General features: G+C 34.0%; 25 protein-coding genes and 1 pseudogene. 22 read left to right on the top strand and 4 right to left on the bottom strand.

Going from position 1 to position 25,207, the window contains the following annotated elements:
• The first annotated feature begins 17 nt into the window (after positions 1-17).
• The 8 genes and pseudogenes from MHI39_RS25930 (at position 18) to MHI39_RS25895 (ending at position 7,594) form a co-directional block, all read left to right on the top strand.
• Positions 18-377 (top strand): YxeA family protein, encoded by a 360-nt coding sequence (locus MHI39_RS25930; protein ID WP_071976308.1) that lies wholly within the window; start codon positions 18-20, stop codon positions 375-377.
• 92 nt (positions 378-469) lie between these two features.
• Complete coding sequence (locus tag MHI39_RS25925; RefSeq protein WP_342540453.1) at positions 470-1,180, top strand: response regulator transcription factor; 711 nt, start codon at positions 470-472, stop codon at positions 1,178-1,180.
• Between the two features lie 3 nt (positions 1,181-1,183).
• Positions 1,184-2,590 (top strand): annotated as a pseudogene (locus MHI39_RS25920) (HAMP domain-containing sensor histidine kinase).
• 128 nt (positions 2,591-2,718) lie between these two features.
• On the top strand, positions 2,719-3,738 hold the full coding sequence (locus MHI39_RS25915; RefSeq protein ID WP_342540452.1) for a DUF3231 family protein: 1,020 nt from the start codon (positions 2,719-2,721) through the stop codon (positions 3,736-3,738).
• Between the two features lie 275 nt (positions 3,739-4,013).
• Positions 4,014-4,394 carry a GntR family transcriptional regulator gene (locus tag MHI39_RS25910; RefSeq protein ID WP_058005076.1) on the top strand — a complete coding sequence of 127 codons (381 nt, stop codon included), beginning with the start codon at positions 4,014-4,016 and terminating at the stop codon, positions 4,392-4,394.
• The gene (locus MHI39_RS25905) at positions 4,391-5,263 is read left to right on the top strand and encodes an ABC transporter ATP-binding protein (RefSeq protein WP_058005075.1); all 873 of its coding nucleotides are present in this window, start codon (positions 4,391-4,393) and stop codon (positions 5,261-5,263) included. The genes MHI39_RS25910 and MHI39_RS25905 overlap by 4 nt, the downstream gene beginning before the upstream one ends.
• Entirely contained in the window at positions 5,251-5,880 is a 630-nt protein-coding gene (locus tag MHI39_RS25900) for an ABC-2 transporter permease (protein ID WP_216384111.1), read from the top strand. The genes MHI39_RS25905 and MHI39_RS25900 overlap by 13 nt, the downstream gene beginning before the upstream one ends.
• 337 nt (positions 5,881-6,217) lie before the next feature.
• Positions 6,218-7,594, top strand: coding sequence for an amino acid permease (locus MHI39_RS25895; protein ID WP_071976313.1), 1,377 nt, complete (start codon positions 6,218-6,220; stop codon positions 7,592-7,594).
• A 62-nt stretch (positions 7,595-7,656) separates the two neighbouring features.
• Here MHI39_RS25895 and MHI39_RS25890 read toward each other — a convergent pair whose 3' ends face one another.
• On the bottom strand, positions 7,657-8,712 hold the full coding sequence (locus MHI39_RS25890) for a DctP family TRAP transporter solute-binding subunit (RefSeq protein WP_071976314.1): 1,056 nt from the start codon (positions 8,710-8,712) through the stop codon (positions 7,657-7,659).
• A 99-nt stretch (positions 8,713-8,811) separates the two neighbouring features.
• On the opposite strand from MHI39_RS25890, the gene MHI39_RS25885 reads away from it, so the two are divergent.
• The 4 genes from MHI39_RS25885 (at position 8,812) to MHI39_RS25870 (ending at position 12,906) form a co-directional block, all read left to right on the top strand.
• On the top strand, positions 8,812-10,404 hold the full coding sequence (locus MHI39_RS25885; protein WP_071976315.1) for a sensor histidine kinase: 1,593 nt from the start codon (positions 8,812-8,814) through the stop codon (positions 10,402-10,404).
• 3 nt (positions 10,405-10,407) lie between these two features.
• Positions 10,408-11,091, top strand: coding sequence for a response regulator (locus MHI39_RS25880; protein WP_071976316.1), 684 nt, complete (start codon positions 10,408-10,410; stop codon positions 11,089-11,091).
• Between the two features lie 122 nt (positions 11,092-11,213).
• Positions 11,214-12,494: a C4-dicarboxylate transporter DctP gene (gene dctP / locus MHI39_RS25875; protein ID WP_259548488.1), complete on the top strand. Its 1,281-nt coding sequence runs from the start codon at positions 11,214-11,216 to the stop codon at positions 12,492-12,494.
• A 43-nt stretch (positions 12,495-12,537) separates the two neighbouring features.
• Positions 12,538-12,906 (top strand): M20/M25/M40 family metallo-hydrolase, encoded by a 369-nt coding sequence (locus MHI39_RS25870; RefSeq protein ID WP_342540451.1) that lies wholly within the window; start codon positions 12,538-12,540, stop codon positions 12,904-12,906.
• 147 nt (positions 12,907-13,053) lie between these two features.
• Here the strand turns inward: MHI39_RS25870 and MHI39_RS25865 are convergent, their stop codons facing one another.
• Positions 13,054-14,244 (bottom strand): coenzyme F420-0:L-glutamate ligase, encoded by a 1,191-nt coding sequence (locus tag MHI39_RS25865; protein ID WP_078109496.1) that lies wholly within the window; start codon positions 14,242-14,244, stop codon positions 13,054-13,056.
• Positions 14,245-14,474: 230 nt separating this feature from the next.
• Between MHI39_RS25865 and MHI39_RS25860 the strand changes: the two genes are divergently transcribed.
• The 4 genes from MHI39_RS25860 (at position 14,475) to MHI39_RS25845 (ending at position 19,225) form a co-directional block, all read left to right on the top strand.
• A complete protein-coding gene (locus tag MHI39_RS25860; protein ID WP_071976320.1) occupies positions 14,475-15,371 on the top strand; it encodes a LysR family transcriptional regulator in 897 nt (298 codons plus the stop codon).
• A gap of 260 nt (positions 15,372-15,631) precedes the next feature.
• On the top strand, positions 15,632-16,906 hold the full coding sequence (codB, locus tag MHI39_RS25855) for a cytosine permease (RefSeq protein ID WP_342540450.1): 1,275 nt from the start codon (positions 15,632-15,634) through the stop codon (positions 16,904-16,906).
• Positions 16,896-18,164, top strand: a complete 1,269-nt coding sequence (locus MHI39_RS25850) for a cytosine deaminase (RefSeq protein WP_342540449.1) — start codon at positions 16,896-16,898, stop codon at positions 18,162-18,164. The genes codB and MHI39_RS25850 overlap by 11 nt, the downstream gene beginning before the upstream one ends.
• 386 nt (positions 18,165-18,550) lie before the next feature.
• Positions 18,551-19,225 carry a YdeI/OmpD-associated family protein gene (locus MHI39_RS25845; RefSeq protein WP_071976323.1) on the top strand — a complete coding sequence of 225 codons (675 nt, stop codon included), beginning with the start codon at positions 18,551-18,553 and terminating at the stop codon, positions 19,223-19,225.
• A 324-nt stretch (positions 19,226-19,549) separates the two neighbouring features.
• Here the strand turns inward: MHI39_RS25845 and guaC are convergent, their stop codons facing one another.
• Positions 19,550-20,533 carry a GMP reductase gene (guaC, locus tag MHI39_RS25840; RefSeq protein WP_071976324.1) on the bottom strand — a complete coding sequence of 328 codons (984 nt, stop codon included), beginning with the start codon at positions 20,531-20,533 and terminating at the stop codon, positions 19,550-19,552.
• A 383-nt stretch (positions 20,534-20,916) separates the two neighbouring features.
• Between guaC and MHI39_RS25835 the strand changes: the two genes are divergently transcribed.
• The 3 genes from MHI39_RS25835 (at position 20,917) to MHI39_RS25825 (ending at position 22,798) form a co-directional block, all read left to right on the top strand.
• Positions 20,917-21,669, top strand: a complete 753-nt coding sequence (locus tag MHI39_RS25835; protein WP_071976325.1) for a GTP pyrophosphokinase family protein — start codon at positions 20,917-20,919, stop codon at positions 21,667-21,669.
• A 14-nt stretch (positions 21,670-21,683) separates the two neighbouring features.
• A complete protein-coding gene (locus tag MHI39_RS25830) occupies positions 21,684-22,286 on the top strand; it encodes a TetR family transcriptional regulator (RefSeq protein ID WP_078111120.1) in 603 nt (200 codons plus the stop codon).
• A 155-nt stretch (positions 22,287-22,441) separates the two neighbouring features.
• Complete coding sequence (locus tag MHI39_RS25825; protein WP_058005060.1) at positions 22,442-22,798, top strand: cytochrome c; 357 nt, start codon at positions 22,442-22,444, stop codon at positions 22,796-22,798.
• Positions 22,799-22,856: 58 nt separating this feature from the next.
• Here the strand turns inward: MHI39_RS25825 and MHI39_RS25820 are convergent, their stop codons facing one another.
• Positions 22,857-23,117 (bottom strand): hypothetical protein, encoded by a 261-nt coding sequence (locus tag MHI39_RS25820; RefSeq protein WP_058006120.1) that lies wholly within the window; start codon positions 23,115-23,117, stop codon positions 22,857-22,859.
• Between the two features lie 178 nt (positions 23,118-23,295).
• On the opposite strand from MHI39_RS25820, the gene tatC reads away from it, so the two are divergent.
• From tatC to MHI39_RS25805, 3 genes are all read left to right on the top strand, one after another.
• Positions 23,296-24,039, top strand: coding sequence for a twin-arginine translocase subunit TatC (tatC, locus tag MHI39_RS25815; protein ID WP_058006121.1), 744 nt, complete (start codon positions 23,296-23,298; stop codon positions 24,037-24,039).
• A 34-nt stretch (positions 24,040-24,073) separates the two neighbouring features.
• Positions 24,074-24,271, top strand: a complete 198-nt coding sequence (tatA, locus tag MHI39_RS25810; RefSeq protein WP_058006122.1) for a twin-arginine translocase TatA/TatE family subunit — start codon at positions 24,074-24,076, stop codon at positions 24,269-24,271.
• 157 nt (positions 24,272-24,428) lie between these two features.
• A complete protein-coding gene (locus tag MHI39_RS25805) occupies positions 24,429-25,196 on the top strand; it encodes a gluconate 2-dehydrogenase subunit 3 family protein (protein WP_058006123.1) in 768 nt (255 codons plus the stop codon).
• Positions 25,197-25,207: the final 11 nt, after the last annotated feature.

Here is a 25,207-nt window from a genome sequence, read left to right as displayed (position 1 = left end):
AGGATTGGAGTAAAACAATGAAAAAAATCATATTATCATGCCTCATCATAGTAGTGATACTAATTGGTGGAGGGTTAGTTCTTCAGAAGGTTAACTTTAATAGATTAGGAGCAGATCAATTGTATACCCAGATTAAGGGTCAAGGAAAAATGATCGAAGATAAAATCGATAATGGTGAGAAAATAATCAGGTACGAGTACAAATTGCCATCCTTTAACAAGAATGGTCAACAACAAACCTTGTCATTTACTTCACCAAAACAACTTAAGGAAAATGCTTATTTAATGTTATATACTAAAAAAGGTAAAGGTGTGACTTCTTATCAGGAAGTAGCAAAAAAAGATTTACCAAAGAAGGTTAGTGAAAAATTAAAGTAGTAGTATGTAGAAAAATGAAAGAATCCTTGTTAAAAAGGGTTCTTTTTTGATAATAATAAAAGAGGCAATCATTACTGGAGGTATATATTTGGATGTCCTTAAATAATAAAAAGGTATTAATTATAGATGATGAGGAAGATATTTTAAGATTAATAAAAACAGTGTTAGAAAAGGAAGGAATAAAAAACGTTATTACTTCGACTACTGCTAATGGTGGGTTCAGTCAATTCAAAGAAACTAATCCTGATCTTGTTTTATTAGATATTATGCTGCCAGATGGAGAAGGCTATGATGTATGCAGACAAATAAGGAATATCTCACGAGTACCTATATTATTTTTATCAGCAAAAACAGAGGAAATTGATAAAATATTAGGCTTTGCCATTGGTGGAGATGATTATATTACCAAACCATTTAGTCCTAAAGAGGTAGCCTATCGAGTAAAGGCACAATTACGAAGAGCAGATTATATGCAGATAACTATTGAGAAGGATTCGGTTATAAAGGTCGGCCCATTTGAGTTAAATGAGGAAAAAGTACAATTGATAAAAAATGGAAAAATGATTGAATTAAAACCGAAAGAATTCGGATTGATGAAGTATTTTCTAGAAAATAAAAATAGGGTGATCAGTAAGGAACAACTTTATGATGCAGTATGGGGTGAGGAATTCTTCGGGATGGATAATACGGTTATGGTTCATATACGAAGATTACGGGAGAAAATTGAAGAGCAGCCTTCCCATCCTAAGTACTTGCTTACCGTTAAAGGCTTAGGTTATAAACTGATGGTTGAGGATGAATAATTCATGAAATGGAAGCTGACGGGAAGGTATTTATTATCGGTTGTATTGGTTGTTATCCTAGTAGTTTTCATTAATATTGCTATTGCTTTAACCTTGCTCGTTGCTCAGTCAATTTTTGACATACCTTTATTACAAGAAAAGGAATCCTCTCCTGAACAATTTACTAGACAGTTTCAAAATAACATAGTTGTCTCGGATTCTGACGTGTCAATTACTGAAAAGGGAAAAAAGGAACTTGATAAAAAGAAGGCTTGGATACAAATATTAGACGAAAATGGCAAAGAAATTTATGGTTTTAAAGAGCCAGAAAAAATTAAGAAGAAATACACCCCTTCTGAAATTATTCAAATGTATAAGTATAGGGAAATTGATGCGAATACGACTGTTTATTTAGGAGAAAGAAAAGAAAATGGTAGAACATACAGTTACTTTATAGGAATTGACAATCCTAGATTAAATAAAGTTATTGTCTCATTGGACCTTGGAAATATTTTTCATGTCTTTAAATCAGGAACTTTTATTATTATTATTGATATTCTTATTGCTTTATTGGTCGGGTATTTTTTCAGTAAGCGTCTTACCCAGCCTTTATATACCTTAATGGATGGGATAAAAAAGCTAGCAAATAATGAATTTTATATAAATGATAAACCAAAAGGAATTTATAAAAATGTATTTGATAATTTAAACCACTTATCCGACCAATTAAAAGTGAATGAAATAGAAAGAAATAAATTAGATACAATGAAGGAAGAATGGATAGCAAATATTTCGCACGATATAAAGACCCCACTGTCCTCAGTTCAAGGTTATGCTGAAATGATAAAGGATCCCGAATATGACTTTACTATTGAGGAAATAAGGGAATATGCAGAGATTATTGAAACGAAATCACATTATATTAAAGAGGTGATTGAAGATTTAAATTTAACGACACGAATTAGGAATAAAGAACTTTCGTTAAATAAAAAGTGGATAAATATCGTGGCATTATTGCGTAATATTGTGATCGACATATTAAATGATCCGAAATATTCCGATCGAGATATCCAGTTTCATGTAAAAGAAGAGAAAATCATGCTTGAGGTGGATGAAACTCTGTTTCATAGAGCGATAAATAATTTAATTTATAATGCCATTGTCCATAATGAACGAGAAGTAAAAATCATTGTAAGTATTGAAAGAGCAGAACACACGCATATTGTAATAAAAGATAATGGTAAAGGGATAAAGAAGGCCGAGCTGAACAGAATCTTTGATCGTTATTACCGTGGAACCAATACGGGAATCGCACATAAAGGTTAAGGACTAGGAATGGCGATAGCTAATGATATTATTCAGGCACATGAGGGAGAAATTATGATTAACAGCGAAGTTGGTCATGGGACAACAATTGAAATTCAAATTTAGAACTTTAAGTAGGGACAATTTGTCTCTGCTTTTTTTATTCCTCTACCACCTTGATTTGCATAATTTTACATATTTATTAAAAGCAAGGAAATAATATCGATAACAAATATGTAAGGGGCAATGTACACATGGCTAATGAAAAAATAAAATTGACATCTGCCGAGATCGCTAGTATTTGGACAGGATATATGAATGATAGTTTGTCAAAATGTATACTAGGTTATTTTTTGCAGCATGTTGAAGATAAGGAAATTCGTTCTGTTGTTCAATTTGCTTATGACTTATCATCTGCCCATATTGAAAAGTTGAAGGTAATTTTTCAACAGGAACAAATTCCATTACCTATAGGTTTTACAAGTGAAGATGTTAATCTGAATGCCCCAAGGCTATATACTGACATGTTCATGCTTACATATATACTAAATATGGGGAAAGCTGGTTTACTTGCATATGGTGGATTTTGTGCGATGTCTGCAAGAAAAGATATTAGAGATTATTTTAGGGAAGGGCTTAAGGAAACATCCGACCTTTTTGATAAAAGTTCAGAAATCTCCTTATCGAAAGGTATATTTGTAAGAGCTCCTTTTATTGCTTATCCTTCAAAAACAGATTATGTAGATACCCATAAATATTTAAGTGGCTTTTCCTTTTTTAGCAAACAACGCCCATTAAATTCAGTTGAAATCGCCCATTTATATACGAATATTCAAACCAATTTGATGGGAGCAAAGCTAGCAACTAGTTTTGCTCAAGGCTCACCCAGAAAGGATATTCAACAATGGATGCTAAGAGGCAGAGATATATCAGAAAAGCACATTCAAGTTTTTACAAAAGCGTTGCTTAGTAACGGTATCCAGCCACCCGTATCATCGGATATTAGTATTACTGATTCGATCACCCCTCCGTTCTCAGATAAGCTAACGATGTTTCATATGAGCCTGTTAAGTGCAACAGGGACCGGAAATTATGCTACTGCTGCCGCTGCAAGTCAGAGAAGTGATCTTATAATAAATTACGAAAGGCTATCACTTGAAATTGCACAATATGCGAAAGATGGAGCAGATATTATGATTAAATACGCATGGTTGGAGCAGCCGCCAGGTACCCAAGATAAAGATAAATTGGTAACGAAAAAGGAACAGCAATAATGAAATATTCCATGACTGCATGAAGAAAGATAGGGAGATATTAAACTTCGAACATGATGGAGGATCGATGTTGATCTTCCTATTTTTTTTGACGTTCATTTTTCAAAAATTATTACGATTCGGTACAGATAAATTCCTCAACTTGTATAGTTTGTTTCTTTTGTAAAAGCCAGTAGTGGTTTGTTAATCAAGCAAAATCGAGAAAAAGGATATTGACGAATGTGTATATAGTGTATATATTATATATATACGGTATATAAGGTGCTGAAAAATAAATGGATATAATTATATCAAATACATCTAAAGATCCCATTTATCAACAAATCATTAAGCAAATTAAAGAGCTTGTACTAAAAGGAGAGTTACTGGAAGGAGATTCTCTTCCGTCTATTCGCCAATTAGCAAAAGATTTGCAAGTAAGTGTGATTACAACGAAACGTGCCTATGAAGAGCTAGAAAATGAAGGATTTATCGTTTCAATTGTTGGTAAGGGATCATTTATTGCTAGTCAAAATCAAGAGTTGTTAAAAGAACGACGCTTAAAAATTATTGAAGAAAAAATATGTGAAATTATTGACGAAAGTAAACTTATTCATTTTTCGAAAGAAGAGCTCATTGAATTGATTAATATATTGTATGGGGATGATCCAGAATGACGAATGTAGTTGAATTTAATCATGTATCAAAATCCTTTAAAGATTTTTCGTTAAAAGATGTAACCTTTTCCATTAAAAAGGGGTATATTACGGGGTTCATTGGCTCTAATGGTGCTGGAAAAAGTACAACCATTAAGCTACTCATGAATCTATTAAAAAAGGATAGTGGTGACATTACGATTTTCGGACTTGATCAAAACAAATATAATCAAGAGATTAAAAGTCGTATTGGTTTTGTGTATGATGAGAATTGCTTTTATGATACTTTAACCATTAAAGAACTAAGGAAAATCATTGCCCCGATGTACCCGAAATGGAATGATGACCTTTTTTATAAATATGTCGACCAATTTCGTTTACCGGAGAAACAGCAGGTTAAAAGCTTTTCCAAAGGAATGAAAATGAAATTGGCGATCGTATTTGCTATTAGTCATGATCCAGAATTTATAGTAATGGATGAGCCAACCTCTGGACTAGATCCTGTGTTTAGAAGAGAAATATTAGAAATTTTACATGAAATTATGTTAGATGAACAAAAAACGATTTTCTTTTCCACTCATATAACTACCGATTTGGATCGAATTGCTGATTATATTACTTATATCCATAAGGGACAAATTTTATTTTCAAAGGAACGTGAGGAACTGCTTGCGGAATATGGAATAGTCAAAGGGAAAAATGATTTATTAGATAGAGATACAGAAAAAGAGTTTGTTAGTATTCGGAAGACAGGTGTTGGCTTTGAAGCATTAACTAGTAATGTGAAGAAAACAATGAATCTTTTCGGCGATGAGGTTTTAATTGAAAAGCCTAGCCTTGAGGATATTATGTACTATACAGATAAGGGGAATTTGTCATGTACTCATTGATTTTAAAAGATATTCTTATGTTGAAAAAGATGTTATTACTGATTGTAGGATTTATAGCCTTATTTTATTTTTTAGAGAACCCTCCTGTAATGGCCATATCATTGGCAGGAATCATTTTCATTTCCAGTACAGGGAGTTTTGAAGATCGTAGCAATTCGCATATTATGTTAAATAGTTTGCCTATTAATCGTAAAAGTATTATCTCTTCCAAATATGTTGGGGCAATTTTGTTTGGAATATTTGCGACAGTTTTAGCGACACTATTTCAAATGATATTTTATTTTATATTGGATGCGTATAATAAGCCGCTACCAAATGCAAATCAATTAGTGTTGGGTATGTTAATCATCCTTTTATTTTCGGCTCTATATTTTCCAATATTATATAAATTTGGAGAAAAATACACAAGAATCATCCTTATGATTGTTATTTTTGGATTTATTATTTTTGGGCAAATGGCGATGTATGCTTTAAAAGGTAATATAGAAGTGTTTCAATTATTTCTTAATCAATTTACATTTACTCAGTTAACGATTGCAGGTTTTGCAATCACAATCATCGTCTTTATATTTTCTTGGCTAGCCACGATAAAAATATATGAGGCTAAGGATTTTTAGGTAGTTAACTAATAATCGAACACAAAAGCTGCGGAGAATTTTTTCTGCAGCTTTTTACTATGCTCAAATTCACTTAAAATATTAAAATAATATTTAGTATATTTTGAAATAATATTAAAATATTGTTCGGGTATAAATTTATTAATAAAACTGTTTTTTCTAGAAAATACAATTGTATTTTTGGTTGTTAATTATTATTATAGAATAAACGATTTGAATTTTTAAGATAATTATTTAAAGCAAGTGGCTATTCATAAGACTTCTTCAAATCTTTAAATAAGTGATATCAAAAAATGAATGACAGCACGTAAGCTTTTTAAAGGGAGAGAGGATTCAAATGGCAAACAAAGAGTTAAAAAGAGGTTTAGAAGCTCGTCATATCCAAATGATAGCGTTAGGGGGTACCATTGGTGTTGGTTTATTTATGGGGTCAGCCAGTACGATTAAATGGACAGGGCCATCTGTATTGCTTGCCTACGCTATTTCGGGGATATTTATTTATTTGGTCATGCGTGCTATGGGAGAAATGCTGTATGTAGAGCCTAGTACTGGATCATTTGCGACCTTTGGACATAAATATATTCATCCACTGGCAGGGTATTTAACTGCATGGAGCAATTGGTTTCAGTGGGTTATTGTTGGGATGTCAGAAATCATTGCAGTTGGGCAGTATATGCAGTATTGGTTTCCGGATCTGCCTGGCTGGATACCAGGTATAATTGCCATGCTGATTCTTGGTGCAGCAAACCTGATTTCTGTCAAATCCTTTGGAGAAATAGAATTTTGGTTTGCAATGATTAAAATTATTACGATTGTATTGATGATTGTTGCAGGATTCGGTTTGATTTTCTTTGGTTTAGGTAATGGAGGGAACGCTATTGGCTTAGAGAACTTATGGAAACATGAAGGTTTTTTTACTGGTGGCTGGTCTGGCTTCTTCTTTGCACTATCTCTTGTCATTGCTTCTTATCAAGGAGTTGAACTTATAGGGATTACAGCCGGTGAAGCAAAAAATCCACAGCAAACACTAACAAAGGCTATTAAAAGTCTGATATGGCGTATATTAATTTTTTACATTGGTGCAATTTTTGTGATCGTAACTGTTTATCCATGGGATCAGCTGAATTCAATCGGCAGTCCGTTTGTTGCCACATTTGCGAAGGTAGGGATTACTGCCGCTGCTGGTATTATCAACTTTGTCGTCATTACAGCAGCAATGTCTGGCTGTAATAGTGGGATATTCAGTGCTGGACGTATGCTTTATACGCTAGGAGTGAATGGACAAGCACCAAAAGTGTTTACAAAGGTAACAAGTAGTGGGGTGCCCATATACGGAACAGTCGGTGTTATGCTAGGCTTAGCGATTGGTGTGATTCTTAGTTATATTGCCCCTGAGAATCTATTTGTATATGTATATAGTGCTAGTGTGCTTCCCGGTATGGTGCCATGGTTTGTTATTTTAATTAGTCAAATTCGATTCAGGAAGGAAAAGGGAGCAGAAATGGTAAACCATCCATTTAAGATGCCTTTTGCTCCTTTTACAAACTATGTAACGATTGCCTTTTTAATAATGGTTTTAATAGGTATGTGGTTTAATGATGATACACGAGTATCACTTGTCGTAGGTATTATTTTCTTAGCCCTTGTAGTCATCAGTTATTATGTATTAAGTATTGGAAGTCGTTCTTCCAAAGTTGATAAAGAAAGGAAATAAATCCCTCAATTTTTATCCAATCCAGTAAGGGGATCGATCGCTCTTCTCCCTTTACTGGATGGTTAATGATCGTACTGATCCCTAAGTTTTTTCATTTCCTCTACTAAGTCTTTACCTATAATCGGAGCTAGTTTGTCGTATAACGGATATAGCTTCTTTGTCCACACTTTTCTTTCCTCATCGGTTAATTCATGTATTTGAATAGAAGATTTTTTTCGAATGAGCTGAAGCTGCTCTTCATTTAATTTTTCTGCTTGTTGTTGGTTCCAGGCAGTTGTTTCTGCCATTGCCTCGGTTAAAATCTGTTGAGTTTGTTCCGATTGCTTGTTCCAAAATGATTGATCCATTAAAACAACATAGCCTAGATAGCCGTGATTACTGATTGTCAAATACCTTTGAAGATTATAAAATTTCTTTGAATAGATATTTGATAATGTGTTTTCTTCTCCATCAATCTCTCCGGATTGTAAGGATTGAAAAGTAATATCAAATGCTTGTTGAATTGATTTTGCATCAAGTTGGTCGAATTGAGATTTTAAAACCTGACTTTGCATAATTCGAAAGGTTTGTCCTTTTATATCATTAGGAAAAATGATCGGCCCTTTATTGGATGTGAATTGTTTAAAACCATTTGTCCAGTAGGCTAACCCTTTCATTTGATCCTTTTCTAATGATTGTAATAACAGATGGCCAATTTTCCCGTTTAAACCTTTCTGAACAGCTTCATAATTAGGAAAGGCAAATGGTAAATCAAGTACCCCCCATTTACTAGATAAGGATCCAAGCTTTGATGTAGAAGGAGCAATAATTTGAACTTTATTTTCCTTCAATGCATTGATTTCCTCAATATCGGAATATAGCATCCCGTTTGGAAAAATTTCTACTCTAATTTTTCCATCGGATTTTTTATAGACAATATCCGCAAACTTTTTTGCAGCCAGCCCTTTTGGGGTGTTTTCAGCGACCACATGGCTAAACTTAAGAACAATTTGCTCGTTTAATCCTTCTTGTTCAGAATCATGAACCAGTTTATCATGAGGAAAAATGTATTTCATACCAAGTAGGAAAATAAAGATGACAATCAAAATTGAAAATAAAAGGACCATCCATTTTCTCATATGATTTTTCCTCCTTAATTGTTTGAAAAATTGTCCCTTTATAGAATTTTACTATAAAAAAGAAGAATTTATCATATCGGTGATAGAAGGTGATGACAAATGAAATTAAAGCAATTACCTATTCGTTGGAAAATGACCATTTTATCTTATACCATCGTCGTTTTTTCTTTACTAGTAGGCGGGACCTTCTTAATTGCTGATATTCAAAAGACAAAGGAACAGGAAATACAAACAAGTATTATGAATACCGCTAGAACTGTAGCGGAGCTTTCGGATGTAAAAAAAGAGGTTCAAGCACCTGATGGTTGGGAGCGATTAAATCCTTTGATCGAAGAGATTCGGTTGATAAATGAAGAGGATTATATTGTCGTGATGAATATGAATCGGGTTCGTTACTCACATCCGGTAAATAAACTATTAGGGACTGCTTCTACAACTAATGATGAAGAAGCAGCATTTGCGGAACATAATTATATTTCAAAAGCACGTGGTGAGGTTGGTACATTTCTAAGAGCCTTTTTTCCAGTTAAGGATCCAGATTTGAACCAGATTGGGGTCGTTGTTGTTGGTCATAGGTTACCATCATTTTTCGAGATTTTTACTGACTTAAAAAAGGAAATGATCATTATCACCGTTCTTACATTATCCGTAGGGCTAGTTGGATCATTTCTGCTTGCACGTCATATTAAACAGCAAATGTTTCATTTGGAGCCACATGAGATTGTCCGTATTTTAAATGAAAGAACAGCCACCTTTCATTCAATGCATGAAGGGGTAATTGCCATTGATTATAATGAAATCATTACTATTTTTAATGAGAGAGCCAAGGCCATTTTTTCCGTTGTTGGTGATGTAGTTGGCAAACCAATTAGAAGTGTATTGAATGATACACGGCTTCCTGAAATTGTTGAAAATAATCAAGCAGTATTTAATGAAACCATTATTGTTAGTGGAAAAACGATTGTTAGTAGTAGAATTCCTGTATTGATAGACAATCGCGTTGTAGGAGCTGTAGCTATCTGTCAAGATCGCACAGAAGTAGTAAAGATGGCTGAAGAATTAACCGGAGTAAGGAATTTTGTTGATGCATTAAGAGTTCAAAATCATGAACATATGAATAAATTACATACAATTGCTGGTTTAATTCAGCTTGGCAAGTCGGAGAAAGCTTTGGAATTAGCTTTTGAAACCTCAACCAAACAAGAGAATTTAGATCAATTTTTAAAGGATTCAATTAAAAATGATGCCATTGCCGGACTATTATTAAGTAAAATAAGAAGAGGAAGAGAATTGGGAATAGAGGTTTCAATTGATCCTAACAGCTATTTAACTACCTTCCCATATCAGATTGACCAGCATGATTTTGTTGTGCTCTTAGGTAATTTAATTGAAAATGCCTTTGGCTCATTTATGCATGTTGAAAGAAACGTGAAAAAAGTTGAGATCAGTATTGAGCAGTCTGAAGATATTTGTGCCATTTTAATAGAGGATAATGGATGTGGAATCCCAGAAAGTGATCTTCCTCATATATATGAAAAAGGTTTTACGAGAAATAAAAAAAATGGTTCTGGAATCGGCCTATATTTAATTAAACAAGCGGTTGATAAAGGAAATGGAGATATAATGGTTACATCAGTATCAGGGGAAGGGACAAGCTTCACAATTACTTTTCCTATGGGAGTAGGTGTTTGATAAATGTCAAATAAAACAATCAAAGTACTGTTAATAGAAGATGATCCAATGGTACGTGAAGTGAATAAAAGTTTTATTGAAAGTATTGATGGCTTTGAAATAGTAGGACAAGCGGGTGATGGCGAAGAAGGGCTTCGAATAGCTTCAAATAAAGATATTGATGTCGTCATTTTAGATATTTTTATGCCTAAGTTAAATGGGATTCATACATTACAAGAATTCAGAAAACAGAAATGGGATATTGATGTCATCGTTGTGTCTGCCGCCAAGGATAATGAAACGATTAATAGTATGCTTCAGAACGGTGCAATAGATTATATCATTAAACCATTTAAGTTTGAAAGAATGAAGAAATCATTAGAGAACTATCGCTTTTATAAAAACTCATTAAATAAAAGTAAGACATTTTCTCAAGAGGAATTGGACGCGATGATGAATGTCCGCCAAGAAACCGGGAGCAGTGGTACCCTCCCAAAGGGATTAAATATGTTCACATTGCAACAAATTACAACCTTTATGAAAGGAGAGAGTGTATCAAAGTCAGCGGAAGAAGTGGCAACTGCTGTTGGTATTGCGCGTGTGACTGCTCGGCGTTATTTAGACTATCTAGAAAAAACAGGGGTCATTCGTTTAGATGTACAATATGGCAGTGTAGGTAGACCAGTTAACCGATATGTTATGAATTAGACAGCTATCTTAAGACCAAAAAGACCAAAATGTCCTATATGAACACAAACTTCCTCGTTAACAAAGAAAGCGTTATCATCTACTTACAAGAAAATTCAATTTTCAGAGAAGGGATGTATACAATGAAGGGGAAGCGCATATATAAAAATTTAACCGTCCAAGTTTTAACTGCTATATTCATTGGTGTCATCGTTGGTTTAGTATGGCCAGATGTTGGGAAACAAATGAAGCCACTTGGAGATACATTTATAAATGCTGTAAAAATGCTCATTGCACCAATCATATTTTTGACCATTGTTTTAGGAATTGCAAAGATGGGGGACATGAAGAAGGTTGGCAAGGTCGGCGGAAAAGCAATCATTTATTTTGAGATTGTAACTACACTTGCACTTATCATTGGTTTGCTCGTCGTCAATATTTTACATCCAGGGTCAGGATTGGATCCAGATAAACTTCCGAAGGGGGATATCTCTCAATACACAAGCGATGGAGAAAAATTGAATTGGGTTGATTTTCTTACCCATATTGTACCTCATAGTATGGTAAGTGCCTTTGCAGAAGGGGATATATTGCAGGTTCTATTTTTTTCTATCTTATTTGGAGTTGGTTTAGCCGCATTAGGTGAAAAAGGTAAAAGTATCATCGACTTCTTTGATAAAATTTCACAGGTATTCTTTAAAATTATTGGATATGTTATGAGAGCGGCTCCTATTGGAGCTTTCGGTGCAATTGCTTATACCATTGGAACATTTGGTCTTCAATCATTGGTTCCATTAGGAAAACTAATGATCTCGGTTTATGTTACAATGTTCCTGTTTATCTTTGTCGTTTTAAATTTAATTTGTCGGAAATATGGATTTAGTTTATGGAATTATCTTCGTTTTATTAAAGATGAATTATTAATCGTATTAGGTACAAGTTCTTCTGAATCTGTTCTACCTAGAATGATGGATAAAATGGAGAAGTTTGGCTGCTCCAAATCTGTAGTTGGTCTGGTTATTCCAACAGGCTATTCTTTCAATCTAGATGGAACATCTATCTATCTAGTAATGGCTACAGTATTTCTTTCACAAGTGTTCGGTATTGATTTGACGATTGGCCATCAAATTACGATTATATTAATTCTGATGCTAACATCAAAAGGCGCAGCAGGTGTAACGGGTAGCGGGTTTATTGTTTTGGCATCAACGCTTTCAGCCTTACACATTATCCCTATTGAGGGATTAGCCTTATTATTAGGGGTTGATCGTTTTATGAGTGAAGGCAGATCAATCGTAAATCTTATTGGAAATGGCGTTGCAACGATTGTTGTGGCAAAAAGCGAAAAAGAATTTGATGAATCAAAACATGCAGAGGCAATTACGGAAATGAAACAAATGAAACAAGCAACCACAAGCATATAGGATATGGGATCAATTCTCCGCGATATAATAAATCGTAGGAGGAATGGTCCTTTTTTATTTCGTTAAAGAACATAGTAAGATACGATTTTGCACAAAATGGTTTAAAGGAATGAAGTTTGAAGCGAATATATTGGAAAAGGAAATAAAAAGAATGGCTAAAGGTATTGAGATAGAGTTTGGTGTACAATGTGAACGTACCTATGCACCAGATTACCCACCATTATATAATAACCCTGAGTTAACAGCCTTAGTAGCAGAAAGTCTAAGAAATATAGACGGTGATAAAGATATTAAGGAGATAAAGGAATTCCCAGCACTAGCACCATCAGAAGACTTTGCCTATTATGCAGAAAAGTTCCCAGCTTGTTTCTTTTATATCGCTTGCTCTCCAAAGGGAGTATCCGAACCTTAGTTTAATCCAAAATTTGATATAGATGAAGATGCACTTTTAGTAGCAGCGAAGGCAGTCGGCCAAGTAGTTTGTGAATACTATCAATTGAACTAATTTGTAAATAGATAAAAGTTGTTGTCTATAAGACAACAACTTCGGTAACTAGATTTATTTTGTATAATTATCGAAATATCCTTGAATAAAGATAATCGGTGTACCCTTATCTCCACTTCCAGAGGTTAAATCAGATAATGATCCTATAAGGTCAGTTAGCTTTCTTGGTGTAGTACCTTGTGCTTCCATTGCCCCTGTAAGATCGGAATCTTTATTATCGATGTATTGTGAAATGGCTTGTTTTAATTCTTCGCCCTTTAAGTGAGCAAAATTATTATCTGCAAGATATTTTAGTTTTACTTCATTCGGTGTTCCGTTCAATCCTGCTGTATAAGCTGGTGAAACAACTGGATCAGCAAGCTCCCATATCTTACCGACTGGGTCCTTGAAAGCTCCGTCTCCATAAATCATGACTTCCACGTCTTTACCTGTTTTTTCCTTTATTGCTTGTTGGATGTTATCAACGACTGGTTGACAGTTACGTGGGAAAAGCTTCACACTTTGTTCTGTTGACTTGTTTGATCCGAGCAGACCGTAATCTTCATTATATCCACTACCATCAATAGACTTAGATAAGATGTTATCTAGGCTAAATATTTTTTCCCCGCCATTTGCTTTTAGAATTCTCTTTGTTCTAAATCTAGAATGAATATCACAAGTAAGGACATTTTTTGTATAATCCAAAATTGTTTTTGGATTATTTGAGAAAATTACTTCACATTCCACACCGTATTCTTCGATTAATGATTTATAGTAATCAATATAATCTACACCAGTAAATGGGTGTTTATTATAGCCGAAATACTCCCTGAATTGTTTTTCTGTCAATACGTCAGTCCAAGGGTTTACACCTTTTTCATCAAGTATTTCAAGATCTACTAGATGATTCCCTACCTCATCAGAAGGGTAACTTAGCATAAGAACAATTTTCTTTGCTCCCTTTGCAATACCGCGTAAAACAATAGCAAAACGATTACGACTTAAAATAGGGAAAATAACACCAACTGTATCTTCACCAAATTTTTCTTGAACGTCCTTGGCAATGTGATCAATGGTTGCATAATTTCCTTGAGCACGAGCAACAATAGACTCTGTCACTGTTACGATATCTTTATCATTAATTGCAAAGCCTTCCACTTCTGAAGCCTTTAACACGCTATCAACAACAATTTCTTCAATATTGTCACCTTGATTGATTATAGGACAACGAAGTCCTCTAACAACTGTTCCAACTACTCTTTCCAAAATAATCTCTCCTAGTAAAGTGTATTTGAAAGTCTCTCTAAAAACTTGACTACATTTTCTACTGCCAAATTTTACTTATCGGTTAAGTAGAAAATAGCGCGATATCATTTATATTTTGGCTTTAACCTACATATGAAAAGCCAATGGAAAATACCTACTTGTAATATACCTCTTTCTAATGTTATAAGTGAAATTAATATCTTTAATATTAGATATAAGGAGAATTTATAATGATTGGTAAATTGGATTTATATAAAGTATTTTGTAAGGTAGCACGTTGCAAAAGCTTTTCAAAGGCTGCAAGAGACCTATATATGACCCAACCAGCTGTGAGCCAAGCAATTATGCAATTAGAAAGAGAGCTTGATACAAGATTGTTTAACCGGACACCAAAAGGGGTGTCTTTGACTAATGAAGGAAATTTATTATTTGAGTATGTTTATTCGGCCATAAATTTAATTAATGTTGGTGAAGAAAAGATACTAGAATTTAAAAATCTTACAACAGGGGAATTAAGGATTGGTGTTGGTGATACGATTGCTCGATATTTCTTACTTCCGTATTTCGAACTGTTTCATAATCAATATCCAAACATTAAATTTAAAATTGTAAATGGTACAACGATAGAGCTATGTTCTTTATTGAAATCGGGTGAGGTAGACTTAGTTATTTGTAATCTCCCTCTTGAAGACTCAACTCTCTTTATTAGATCATGCATTGATATTCACGATATTTTTGTTTGTGGAAAGGACTATAAACATCTTGCATCAACTCCAATACGGCTTGAAGAATTAGTTCAGCTACCGTTGATATTATTGGAAAGAAACTCCAACTCGAGAAAATATGTAGAAGATTATATGCTATCGAAAGGATTGCAGATCTCGCCGGAAATTGAATTAGGTTCCCATGATTTATTATTAGAACTTGCCAAAATTAATCTAGGCATAGCATGTGTGACAAAAGAGTTTTCTCAAGAGTATATAAATAAAGGATTGTTATATGAAATCCCCCTCATTGAGGAAATCCCAAAACGCTCCATTGGGGTCTGCTCTTTAAAAAGTGTGCCATTATCACCCTCCTCAACAAAATTTGTGGAAATATTGGAAAGAGAATTGAAGGATGGATAGGATAAGCATCCGTATATTGACAACATAATAAGTTATTGTCATAATAAGATTAATTGAAATATTGGTACCTTTAATTCAGTCCAGAGAGGCTGACAAGGACAGCGGAAATTTATAATCAAACACTAGTGGTGTAATTAGATTACACCCTTCTGTTTGATTATAAATAGAAGGGTTTATTGTCAGATGACGGCAATAAACCCTTTTTTAGTTTATAGGCTTGTTCAAAGGACCATTTTCAAATCAACTTTGGGGGAATACGTATGGAAAAAGTGGACTTGGAATTTTCGTTACAGCCTGTACCAAAAGGGCATCGAAATGGTTTTTGGAAGATTCTCGCTGTTATGCTTGGATTTACATTTTTCTCAGCAAGTATGTGGTCTGGTGGAACATTAGGGAACGGTTTATCATTTACTTCATTTATTTGGATTGTGTTAACGGGTAATTTGATCCTTGGCATTTATACCGGTGCATTAGCCTATATTGCAGCAAAAACAGGGCTATCCACCCATTTGTTAACCAGATATGCTTTTGGAAAAAAAGGATCCTATCTATCCTCTCTTTTATTAGGAATTACTCAAGTAGGTTGGTTTGGTGTAGGTGTGGCAATGTTTGCTGTTCCGGTCCAAAAAGCAACAGGTCTTAATGTGTATCTATTAATTTTTATTTCAGGAATTTTAATGACGATTACCGCAATTTATGGAATAAAGGCTTTAGCAATATTAGGTGTAGTTGCTGTGCCATCTATAGCAATCTTAGGAAGCTATTCTGTACTAGAGGCAACAGAAAAAGCTGGTGGATTTCAAGGGTTAATGGAATATCAGCCTTTAGAAGCGATGGGAGTAGCCACTGCGTTAACAATTTGCATTGGATCCTTTATTAGTGGTGGGACACTGACGCCCGACTTTGCTCGATTTGCTAAGACACCGCGGTCTGGCGTTGTTTCAACGGTTATTGCTTTTTTTCTTGGTAATTCGCTAATGTTTCTATTTGGAGCAGTCGGTGCGATCGTTTATGGTAAGTCAGATATATCTGATGTGATGTTTCTGCAAGGGTTAATCATTCCAGCGATTATCGTATTGGGTCTAAATATTTGGACAACTAATGAAAATGCTCTATATGCATCAAGTTTAGGATTCGCAAATATTACTAAAATATCAAAAAAGAAAATTGTCATTTTTAACGGTCTGGTCGGAACAGTAGCAGCTATGTGGTTATATAATAATTTCGTTGAATTTTTAACATTACTTGGATCGATATTACCATCAATTGGTGCCATTATTTTAGCAGATTATTTTCTATTGAATCGTGGCAAATATAAGAAATTCGAAGCGATGAAATTTAAAAACGTTAATTGGATAGCCATCATTGCATGGATTATAGGTGTAGCCGCCGCAAACCTCATACCGGGAATTCCTCCTATTAATGGGCTCATTGGAACGGCGGTTGTTTACATTATTTTAATGAAATTGGTATCTAAACGTGTGAATAATGAACAGCTACAAGAATTGAAGGGAGAACTAATGAATGATTATTAAACAGGCAAAGCTGAGAGGAAAAGAAGGGCTTTGGAACATCGTTGTACAAGATGGAAAGATTAGTAAAGTAACAGAATCATTGGATGATGTTTCAGGTCATGAAATTTTTGATGTAGAAGGGGCTCTTGTACTTCCTCCTTTCATTGAACCACATATTCATCTAGACACGACCTTAACTGCTGGTGAACCTGAATGGAATAAAAGCGGTACATTATTTGAAGGGATTCAAAGATGGTCACAAAGAAAAGAAACATTAACACATGAAGATGTGAAAACAAGATCGAAAACTGCATTGAAATGGCAAATTGCTCAAGGAATTCAACATGTCCGCACACATGTAGACGTAACAGATCCCAGTTTAACAGCATTAAAGGCAATGCTTGAAGTGAAAGAGGAGATGGCTCCATATGTAGATATTCAACTCGTTGCTTTTCCACAGGAAGGAATTCTTTCTTATCCAAACGGAATAGAGCTGCTTGAGGAATCACTAAAAATGGGAGCAGATGCTGTGGGAGGGATTCCTCATTTTGAATTTACACGTGAATATGGTGTGGAATCCTTAAAAAAGGCCTTTGACCTAGCTGAAAAATATGATCGTTTAGTAGATATTCATTGTGATGAAATAGACGATGAACAATCCCGCTTTGTAGAGGTAGTTGCCAAAGAGGCTTATGAGCGTGGGATAGGTGCTCGAACGACTGCAAGCCACACTACTGCTATGGGATCTTATAATGATGCTTATACGTACAAGCTTTTTAGATTATTAAAGCTTTCTTCTATTAATTTTGTATCGAATCCTTTAGTCAATATTCATCTTCAAGGGAGATTTGATTCGTATCCAAAAAGAAGAGGTTTAACGAGAGTAAAAGAATTACAAGAAGCAGGCTTAAATATTTGTTTTGGACATGATGATATCTTTGACCCATGGTATCCACTAGGAACAGGAAATATGCTTCAAGTATTACATATGGGGATTCATGCTGCACAGTTAATGGGATATGATCAAATCGTAAACTCCATTGATTTAATTACTAATAACAGTGCAAAGACTTTACAAATTGAGGATGCCTATGGAATTGAAGAAGGAAAACCAGCTAATTTTATTGTTTTATCTGCAGAAAATGAATATGAAGCCATTCGTAAACAGGCAACCGTCAGATATTCCTTTAGAAATGGCAAGATCATAGCTGAAACGAAGCCAAGTGAAACAACTGTATCCTTCGGAGAAAATACGGAAAAGGTTAATTTTAATAGATAATGAGGGAGGCACAATTTGTGCCTCTTTTTTAATCGATAGGAAGGTATACCATTCAATCGATTTTAAAAAGTTATATTGCTCGATATTTTTGTCCATTTCTAATAGCTAGCCCCCTTTATGTCAACTAACCTAGTGTCGATTTTACCCGTTTGAAACATATGGGTTGTTGGGTTTAACATACAATCTATACATTTCTAGGCTCTAGCTACTTATATACTGAGCGATATATTTAAAACTTTTAATAGATTGAGTAATAGCAGGATCCTTTCTTTGTAATATTCCTACTAGAAAAGTAATACGGTTGTTATCTTGAATATTTTCAAGTATGGTATATAGAAAAAAAGTATAGGAACAACAAAATAATAAAATGAATGGGTGAATCGAGGATGTCTAAAACGATTGTTGAAAAATTAAATTTAACTAAATATGCAAAAGTAGCAGTTTTAAATATGCCTGTAGATAAAGATTATCTATCCGGACTAAAGGGCTACAACACTGAGCTTAACGATAATACTTACGATCTTATTTTTGCTTTTGTATTAGATATGGAATCATTACAAGCGATGGTACACAAAGTAATTGAAGGGAATTATTTGAATGAAAAAGGCTATCTCTTTTTGGCTTATCCAAAAAAGGGGAATAAAGTATACCCAACTTATATCCATCGTGATGAGTTATTGAGTGGATTAGGTGCTGACGATCAGGGCTATATTGGAACAAGCGATATTAAATTTGCACGAATGGTAGGTTTAGATGATGTCTTTACGGTTGTTGGTTTAAAGGAGGCATCTCGAGAGAAAACAAAGCCAAAGACTACAGCGAGCCAGTGTGTAGATGATTATGTTGCAATGATTCCAGAAGTTGAAACAGAATTAAAAGATAATCCGGATTTACTTGCCTTTTATCAATCTCTTACTCCTGGCTATCAAAAGGATTGGGCACGTTATATCTACAGTGCAAAGCAAGAAGCGACTAGGAAAAAACGTCGTGAGGAAATGAAGCAGATACTTAGAGAGGGGTATAAAAGTAGGGATCTCTATCGTAGGGATAGAATGGAGTGATTTTTCCCCTGTTTAAATGAATATATGACATGTGTACTGTATTGGAGCATGTGTTTATTTTACGCGGGTAAGAAGCTATCTGACCAAGAAGGGCAATGAAAATAATTCTTTCTGGATGGGGCTCATACATAACAATGGAGCCCTCTTTTTTTGAACCATCAGTCTAATTTCATCCCGGTTAAAATGGAGGTTAATGTCATTCATTCTCTCCTGTTCATTTGAAATATCCTATTGTCATATATATTTCAAAAGGGAGAACAAATATCACAATAAAATTTAGAATAGCTTAGAAAAGGGACACAAGAGCTGTGTCCCTTCTACTAGTTAATATACTTTATCTCCATTGAAAATCGAATTCTTAACGACTACATAATCTACATTTCGAATAGCATCTAGTTTATTTCCTCCGGCATACGAAATAGAGGATTGCAGGTCTTGTTCCATTTCTATTAATGTATCGATTAAAGATCCTTTGTGTTCCACAAGCATTTTTTTGCCTTCTACATTTTTTCTCTCACCCTTTTGGAACTCTGATGCTGAACCAAAATATTCTTTATAAAGTTTCCCATCTTTGTTAATAGTTTCTCCAGGTGATTCTTCATGACCGGCAAACAATGACCCAATCATGACCATTGAGGCACCAAAACGTATTGATTTGGCGATATCGCCATGTGTACGAATTCCTCCATCAGCAATAATTGGTTTGCTGGCAGCTTTTGCACACCATCTTAGTGCAGCTAATTGCCAGCCGCCAGTTCCAAATCCAGTTTTTATTTTTGTAATACAAACTTTCCCAGGACCAATTCCAACCTTTGTTGCATCTGCTCCTGCATTTTCTAGTTCTCTCACTGCTTCAGGGGTCCCTACATTTCCAGCAATAACAAAGCTTTGAGGTAAATGCTTTTTAATATGTTGAATCATAGCGATTACAGCATTGGAATGTCCGTGTGCAATATCAATCGTAATATAATCAGGTATAAGATTAGCATCAGCTAATTGTTGGATGAAAAGATATTCCTCTTCCTTTACTCCTACACTTATGGAGGTAATTAATCCACGTGATTTCATGTCTTTAATAAAATCAATTCTTTTCTCGGGCTGAAAGCGGTGCATGATATAAAAATAACCGTTTTCTGCTAAATAAATTGCGATGTTCTCATCTATAATGGTTTGCATATTTGCAGGCACCACAGGGAGTTTAAAGGTATGTTCACCTAATTTAATTGTTGTATCACATTCAGATCGACTATTTACAATACATTTTGCGGGTATTAATTGAATATCTTCGTAATCAAATACATTTTCCATCGTTAACACTCCTATAGACGAATATTATATATATCATTCATTAAAATCGTTCGTATATTATGTAATTTACCTTAAAATTGTCTTTCTGTCAAAGTATTTACTAATTTTATACGAGTAATCCTTAAAAAAGGATATGAAAATGTGAGGGATTGACAAATGACACCGTGTCATTTATCCTGATATTAGATCGAAGTGACAATGTGTCATATTGAGGTGGGAAGATGAAAAACGAGAATAAATATTTAAAGAAACTAATGAAGCTGATAGAAGATTTGAAATTACAGGGGATCAATGTCTCCTTGTGTAAAAGACCCAGTATAAAAAGTGAATAGAGCGGGAAGATTAAAAAAGTTAATAATATATTAACTATTAAGGAGAAATATATGGAAGTAAAAGAAATCATCGATTTGCCAAAAATGAAATCTTTAAAGCAAGATCTAATTCGCTTTATGATGTCTTATAAATTTGCATTAAGTGAAGTAAATACAAAAATAGATATTTTAAAGCAGGAATTTCAATATATTCATGATTACAATCCTATTGAACATGTGTCATCACGTATCAAGTCCCCTGAAAGTATATTAAAAAAGGTTTATAAGAAAGGCTGTCCTCTCTCGTTATCTAGTATAAGGGAAAATATTAGGGATATTGCTGGAATTCGTATCACCTGCTCGTTTATATCTGACATTTATGAAATAAGCAGCATGCTCCAGAAACAAAAGGATATAACAGTTATTGAATGTAAGGATTATATTAAACATCCTAAACCAAATGGATATCGTAGTTTACATTTAATTATCCAGATTCCTATCTTTATGTCAGACAGAGAGGATCATATTTTTGTAGAAATCCAAATCCGCACGATTGCAATGGATTTCTGGGCAAGCTTAGAACATAAAATATACTATAAGTGTAATAAAGAGGTACCACAAAAAATGAAAGACGAGCTTAAACAGGCGGCTGATTCATCTGCCTTACTAGATAAAAAGATGGAAAAAATCCATAATGATATGAACAAATTAAAGGAAAGCATTGAGATTGAGGAGAATATGCAGGAGCTTCAAATCAACGATGACAAGTTCCATCTTCCATCTGCTTTTTTAACGAACGATATACATGAGGAAAATGATAAGTAATAGGAGAGTTAAAATTGCCGAAACTAACTTTTTTTAATTTACCAGAGATTAAGAAACAAACATTAATTAATGCTGCTAAACAGGAGTTTTCAAGAGTGCCATTGTTTGATGCTTCCATTGCTAATATTGTAAAGGCCGCAGGAATTCCTCGTGGTAGTTTTTATCAGTATTTCGAAGACAAAGAGGATGCCTTTTTTTATTTATTAAATGAACATTCAAAAAGTAAGAAGCAACAATTTATTTTTTTCTTAAATAAATATGATGGCGATATTTTTAATACAATGGCTGAATTTTATCAATTGATGATTAAAGATGAGGAGGATCTCAATTTTTTAAAGAATGCATTTTTAAATATGACGCACAAAATAGAACGTTCTTTTGAGAAGATGGTTAGTGATAATGAAAGCAGTGGGAATTTTAAAGAAATTAGTTCGATTATAGATAAAGAACAATTGAATATTACGAATGACGGGGAGCTAGTCCATGTTCTGCAAATTATTATGGCAGTTACATTACGAAATATTGTAGATAATTTTGCAAAAGACCTACCCTATGAGGTGGCGGTAAAAAACTATATGATTGAAATAAATTTATTAAAAAAAGGTTTATCGAAATAATTTTAAAGAAGAAACTATAGATTTCCACTACTTCCTATTAATTATTTTAGTATAACGAATTTTTTGATAAATTATTTTTTCTTTAGCACCAATTATTGTTGCGTTATAATAGGAAAGTTCGTAATACTAAATATTTTAATTAAGGAGGTTTTAACATGAAAAAGACATGGGTTTCTTCGGTAATCAATCTTGTTCTTTTAGTATGTTTGGTATTTGTACTGTTTATATACAAGGGACCACAACCTTCACAAACAGCAGCAAATGCTAGTGCGCATGGAACAACTGCTTCAGCTGGTGATCCGGAAGGGATTGTTAAGAAAAATTGTATCACTTGTCATGGAGATAACTTACAAGGTGGAGCTGGACCGGAGCTGGCTAAAATCGGATCTAAGTATGACCAAGGTGAGATCGAGAACATTATTAATAATGGAAAGAATGGAAGAATGCCTGCTGGTCTTATTTCTAAGGATGATGCGAAGAGTGTTGCTGAGTGGTTATCACAAAAGAAATAAGTGCTAAATATTAGAAGAACCTGACCCCAAAGGGGATCAGGTTCTTTTTTTGTCGTTTCTAGAAAAAAGATGTCCAATTAAATACAACTGACCATACTAGGGTATTTAATACTAGACCCGTGATTAAAAGAGCCCAACTATTTTTCTTCTGCTCCCAACATGCAACGATAACTGCTAAACCAATTGGGACCCCTATAAACGCTAACCATGGGAATGTGTCATTGGCTTTGAAAAGATAAATTGCTAGGCTAGCTGTTAATAATATTGATAATAGAATTTCACTGAAGAGAGAAAGTTCAGCTTTATTGTGAGTAGACATTGTATTTCTCCTTGCAAAGAATTTTTTGTTAATTGTTAATTATCTTTAAAAAACTTTTTTTCTTGATTTAGTGATTTTTCGATTCAATCGGCGTATAATGTTTTTTGTTATTTCGTTTTCCTAAATATAAGTATACTATTTTTTTATCCGTTTAAAAAGGAGTGAGCTCTAATTTAATATGGAACAGGCAAATCATCAAAATGATCAGGAACATGTACTTGTTTCGCATCTGACTGAATTAAGAAAACGGATGATCATCGTTATTGTTTTTTTTATACTTTCTTTAATATTAGGATTTTTCGTATCTTCTACCATTTTAAACTTTATAAAAGACCAACCATCTGCGGTGGATATAGAGTGGAATGTATTTGGATTTGGAGACGGAATTACCATCTATTTAAAATGTGCACTTATTGTTTCAGTATTAATCACTTTACCTGTTGCCTTATATCAAACGTGGAAATTTGTGAAACCAGGATTAACTGAACAGGAGAAAAAAGGTACATTTATTTTTATTCCGATTTCATTTTTCTTATTTATTCTAGGCGTAGTTTTTAGTTATTTTGTCTTGTTCCCGATGATGCTTCAATTTTTAACTAAAATCAATCAGACAATCGGAGCAACAGAAACATATGGAATTAACCAGTATTTTAAGCTGATGTTTGGAATTATATTTCCAATCAGTATTATGTTTGAGTTGCCTGTCATCGTCATATTCCTTACGAAGGTTGGTATTGTAAATCCGAAGTTTTTACGGAAAATCAGAAAAGTGGCGTATATGGTGTTAGTTGTTATAGCTGCAGCCATAACTCCACCTGACTTTGTATCGGAAATATTAGTAAGCATTCCTTTACTTCTTTTATTTGAGATTAGCATTATTTGCTCAAGCTCAATTTATAAGAAAAAAGTAAGAGATTCATAGTTTTATAAATATTAATTTTAGGAGTGAATATTTCATGTTTAGTTCAATTGGAATTCCAGGACTTATTATTATTTTAGTTCTTGCATTAATTTTATTCGGACCTGCTAAATTACCACAACTAGGAAAGGCAGTGGGGGATACCCTTAGAGAATTTAAAAAATCAACAAAAGAGGTTGTTGATGAGGTAACAGAGCCTTTTGAATCAGAAGAAAAAAAGGAAACTAAAAATTAATTGCTATTCAGGTATTTAGTATTTCATTTTTACACAATGATGAAATTCTAACTCCATAGTCCCAACAAACAGTAGCTTTAACTCAATATTGTAACGGGTTAAGATTATTCTTTTGTTAAATCAGATTATTTAGTAATGATAATTGGGGGTTTTTTGTGTGTCAGATAAAAAAAATCAAAATGGTGTACAAGATAGTTCAAGACGTGTTTTCTTGAAAAATTCCGGATTGACCGTCGGTGGAATCATTGTCGGTGGTGCATTAGGTTCTCTGATTGGGAAAAAACCTAGTTCAAAACCAGCATCAACAATGAGCGGTGGCCATGAAATGTCTGGTTCATCTAATCCGTCAAGAGCATTGATGTATTTTACAAAACAAGAGGATTTTACGACAATTGAAGCTGCAGCAGAACAGATTTTCCCAAAAACGGATGTTGGTCCGGGAGCAAAAGATCTAGATGTAGCTTATTATATTGACCATCAATTAGCAGGGAACTGGGGATTAAACACAAAAGAATATATGTCTGGTCCTTTTTCTCCAGCTGATTCTGTTCCTGAGCTAGGATATCAAACACATCTAAAACGACATGAAATATTTGATCTTGGAATTCAAGCTTTAAATGATACTGCACAGAAGAAACATAAGAAGAAGTTTCATGAGCTTGAAGACGATCAACAGATTGCTATTTTAAAAGATTTTGAAGCAGATAAAGTAAAACTTAATGGAGCAACTACCGCGAGTAACTTTTTTGCTTTATTAAGAAAGGCAACCATTGAGGGAGTTTATGCTGATCCAATGTACGGTGGAAATAAGGATATGGCTGGTTGGAAAATGAAAAAATTCCCAGGACATCAAATGTCTTATAAGGATATTATCCAAAAAGATTCATTGGTGAAGATGGATCCTAAAAGCTTAAGCTCTATGTGATAAATTTTCTA

The sequence above is a fragment of the Heyndrickxia sp. FSL K6-6286 genome (assembly GCF_038630395.1).
Lineage (GTDB): Bacteria > Bacillota > Bacilli > Bacillales > Bacillaceae_C > Heyndrickxia > Heyndrickxia oleronia.
Note: the sequence above shows the minus strand (reverse complement) of the source record. Positions and strands in the feature narration are given on the sequence as shown.

Bases quoted from the DNA above. Each gene is read 5' to 3' on its own strand.
- MHI39_RS25845 (WP_071976323.1), top strand. From the start codon at position 18,551: ATGTCTAAAACGATTGTTGAAAAATTAAATTTAACTAAATATGCAAAA.
- MHI39_RS25925 (WP_342540453.1), top strand. From the start codon at position 470: ATGTCCTTAAATAATAAAAAGGTATTAATTATAGATGATGAGGAAGAT.
- MHI39_RS25820 (WP_058006120.1), bottom strand. From the start codon at position 23,117: ATGTCTACTCACAATAAAGCTGAACTTTCTCTCTTCAGTGAAATTCTA.
- MHI39_RS25905 (WP_058005075.1), top strand. From the start codon at position 4,391: ATGACGAATGTAGTTGAATTTAATCATGTATCAAAATCCTTTAAAGAT.
- tatA (WP_058006122.1), top strand. From the start codon at position 24,074: ATGTTTAGTTCAATTGGAATTCCAGGACTTATTATTATTTTAGTTCTT.
- MHI39_RS25915 (WP_342540452.1), top strand. From the start codon at position 2,719: ATGGCTAATGAAAAAATAAAATTGACATCTGCCGAGATCGCTAGTATT.
- MHI39_RS25910 (WP_058005076.1), top strand. From the start codon at position 4,014: ATGGATATAATTATATCAAATACATCTAAAGATCCCATTTATCAACAA.
- MHI39_RS25880 (WP_071976316.1), top strand. From the start codon at position 10,408: ATGTCAAATAAAACAATCAAAGTACTGTTAATAGAAGATGATCCAATG.
- MHI39_RS25825 (WP_058005060.1), top strand. From the start codon at position 22,442: ATGAAAAAGACATGGGTTTCTTCGGTAATCAATCTTGTTCTTTTAGTA.
- MHI39_RS25860 (WP_071976320.1), top strand. From the start codon at position 14,475: ATGATTGGTAAATTGGATTTATATAAAGTATTTTGTAAGGTAGCACGT.
- MHI39_RS25835 (WP_071976325.1), top strand. From the start codon at position 20,917: ATGGAAGTAAAAGAAATCATCGATTTGCCAAAAATGAAATCTTTAAAG.
- MHI39_RS25885 (WP_071976315.1), top strand. From the start codon at position 8,812: ATGAAATTAAAGCAATTACCTATTCGTTGGAAAATGACCATTTTATCT.
- MHI39_RS25900 (WP_216384111.1), top strand. From the start codon at position 5,251: ATGTACTCATTGATTTTAAAAGATATTCTTATGTTGAAAAAGATGTTA.
- dctP (WP_259548488.1), top strand. From the start codon at position 11,214: ATGAAGGGGAAGCGCATATATAAAAATTTAACCGTCCAAGTTTTAACT.
- codB (WP_342540450.1), top strand. From the start codon at position 15,632: ATGGAAAAAGTGGACTTGGAATTTTCGTTACAGCCTGTACCAAAAGGG.
- MHI39_RS25850 (WP_342540449.1), top strand. From the start codon at position 16,896: ATGATTATTAAACAGGCAAAGCTGAGAGGAAAAGAAGGGCTTTGGAAC.
- MHI39_RS25890 (WP_071976314.1), bottom strand. From the start codon at position 8,712: ATGAGAAAATGGATGGTCCTTTTATTTTCAATTTTGATTGTCATCTTT.
- MHI39_RS25870 (WP_342540451.1), top strand. From the start codon at position 12,538: ATGGTCCTTTTTTATTTCGTTAAAGAACATAGTAAGATACGATTTTGC.
- MHI39_RS25930 (WP_071976308.1), top strand. From the start codon at position 18: ATGAAAAAAATCATATTATCATGCCTCATCATAGTAGTGATACTAATT.
- tatC (WP_058006121.1), top strand. From the start codon at position 23,296: ATGGAACAGGCAAATCATCAAAATGATCAGGAACATGTACTTGTTTCG.
- MHI39_RS25895 (WP_071976313.1), top strand. From the start codon at position 6,218: ATGGCAAACAAAGAGTTAAAAAGAGGTTTAGAAGCTCGTCATATCCAA.
- guaC (WP_071976324.1), bottom strand. From the start codon at position 20,533: ATGGAAAATGTATTTGATTACGAAGATATTCAATTAATACCCGCAAAA.